A 234-nucleotide genomic window follows, 5' to 3' on the forward strand; every position below is an offset into this window, starting at 1 on the left:
CGACTGCCCCTACCCCGACTGCCCCTGTGACTGATGGCGGCAACGACGATTACTATGTCGACAATGCCGGCGACAAGGTGGTCGAGTCCTCTGGCCAAGGTCAAGACAGGGTGTGGACCGCTGTGGACTATGCGCTCTCGGCCGGCTCGTCGATTGAAGTCCTTGGCACCACGATGGACGCCGGCACCACGGCAATCAACCTGACCGGCAACGAATTGGCCCAAACCATCCAGG

1 pseudogene is annotated in these 234 nt (G+C 61.5%); it reads left to right on the top strand.

Going from position 1 to position 234, the window contains the following annotated elements:
• Positions 1-26: 26 nt before the first annotated feature.
• Positions 27-234: pseudogene (locus E5W87_RS35885) on the top strand (calcium-binding protein); the annotation flags it as partial.

This window comes from Mesorhizobium sp., from assembly GCF_004962925.1.
In the GTDB taxonomy this organism is placed as follows: Bacteria; Pseudomonadota; Alphaproteobacteria; order Rhizobiales; family Rhizobiaceae; genus Mesorhizobium.